The 522-nt window shown below is 20.9% G+C and carries 1 protein-coding gene; it reads right to left on the bottom strand.

Features of this window, described 5'->3' with window-relative positions:
• A partial coding sequence (locus JFN88_RS09270; RefSeq protein ID WP_199019052.1) for a hypothetical protein occupies window positions 1-522 on the bottom strand: 522 nt, incomplete at both ends.

Genomic DNA, 522 nt, shown 5'->3' with positions numbered 1-522 from the left:
AATTTACCTATTAATTTTTCTTTTTGTTTTAATACAACATGTAATTTGATAATTTTTTGTTTTCTTTGTATAAATGTATCAAGATAAGGCATATTTATTTCAACATTTTCAAAATAATTTAACATTTGCTTTTTTCGAAATAAAGAATCATTAATCATTACATTTATTAAAAGATATAATAAATTCGTATATAACACGGGTACTTGTCGTCGTTGTATAACAACTAATTCAGGTAATATTTTAAAAAATTGTATCGCTTTTAGTGATTTTCGACCAATTTTTTTTGTTAATTGACATACTACTTTTGATATTTCACTTTTTGCTGTATTTCGATATAAATAATAATCATGAGTAAAAACTTTAACATGTTTACGTCGAAAAGTTCGAGCTTTTAAAGCAACTAATAAAAAATAAATACTAAAAAAAAATAGTAAATTCTTTATTTTTTCCAATCTTTCTTTATTTATCGGAGATGAAGAGTTTAAATAAAAAAGTGACTTTTTTAAACTATTAAATTTATCT

The sequence above is a fragment of the Paenibacillus roseus genome, from assembly GCF_016424485.1.
In the GTDB taxonomy this organism is placed as follows: domain Bacteria; phylum Bacillota; class Bacilli; order Paenibacillales; family Paenibacillaceae; genus Paenibacillus_D; species Paenibacillus_D roseus.
Note: the sequence above shows the minus strand (reverse complement) of the source record. Positions and strands in the feature narration are given on the sequence as shown.